Consider the following 1,239-nt stretch of genomic DNA (forward strand, 5'->3'; position numbering starts at 1 on the left):
CTAGCTAAATCAGACAGTAAACAGTTAAAGCAAGAAATAAAACAGCTGCAAAAAGAGCTTAATCGTAAAGATAAAGCCTTAGCTGAAACAGCGGCATTACTTGTTCTCAAAAAAAAAGCGGATGCACTCTGGGGTTTCAACGAGGACGATTAACAACACAGGCTGAGCGACATGAATTAATAACGCTTATTACAAACGCGCAGGATTCAGGGGCAAGGAAAGAAAAAGCATGTGAGTTACTTGGGCTGACGGTAAGAACCGTTCAGCGGTGGATTGAAGCAGACGATATGACTGACAAGCGAACGAGTACGAAAAAACGGCCGCCAAACCGTCTCACAGAGTTAGAGCGGCAGCGTATTATTAATACGGTTAACTCAACTGAGTATGGGCATTTACCGGCCAGTAAAATAGTCCCCAAGCTGCTTGATAACGGTATATGGATAGCGTCTGAAAGTTCATTTTATCGTGTCATGAAGGCACATAACTTATTAACGCATAGAGAAAAAGTAAAGCCAGCTAAGCCGATGAAAAAGCCAAGAGCATTGAAGGCAGTACGTGCAAATGAAGTATACACTTGGGATATCACCTATTTACCAACGAGCGTAAAAGGGCAATTTTTATACTTATATTTAGTGATGGACATTTTTAGTCGAAAGGTTGTTGGCTGGCAGGTTTACGACACACAGTTAAGTGAATTAGCCGCAGATTTAATGAAGGATATTTGCAGTCGGGAGCAAATAAAGCGCGAGCAAGTCACGTTGCACTCAGATAATGGTAGCCCAATGAAAGGCGCGACATTACTGGCAACATTACAGGAGTTAGGGATTGTGCCATCATTTAGTCGACCGTCAGTAAGTAATGACAATCCATACTCTGAGTCGTTATTTAAAACGTTAAAGTATCGCCCAGAATACCCAGAAAAGGCATTTGAAGATATAAGCGCAGCAAGAGAATGGGTAAGTGGGTTCGTTGATTGGTACAATAATGAGCACCTACACAGTGGTATAAAATTTGTGACGCCAAATCAACGTCATTTAGGTTTAGATAAAGAGATATTAGCCAAGCGTCAGCAGGTAAACGACGCAGCTAAATTGAATAACCCAAGTCGTTGGTCTGTAATGGTCAACAAATTCTGTAGAGATTCTAAGCGGCATTTTTTAATTCATTATATTTCTGATGTGGCGTCATATAATTAAGCGTAGAATGCCTACGTTTGTAATTGTAAAACTGAATATAATT

Annotated in this window: 1 protein-coding gene and 1 pseudogene; one reads left to right on the forward strand and one right to left on the reverse strand. The window is 40.5% G+C overall.

The features are described from left to right. Window positions 1–1,112: pseudogene (locus tag H5232_RS23275) on the forward strand (IS3 family transposase); the annotation flags it as partial. A 31-nt stretch (window positions 1,113–1,143) separates the two neighbouring features. On the opposite strand, the gene H5232_RS24795 reads toward H5232_RS23275, so the two are convergent. After that, window positions 1,144–1,239, reverse strand: a 96-nt coding sequence (locus tag H5232_RS24795; protein WP_404936146.1) for an IS3 family transposase, incomplete at its 5' end; no start/stop codon positions are given.

Source organism: Pseudoalteromonas sp. SG41-5 (assembly GCF_014164495.1).
Lineage (GTDB): Bacteria > Pseudomonadota > Gammaproteobacteria > Enterobacterales > Alteromonadaceae > Pseudoalteromonas > Pseudoalteromonas rhizosphaerae.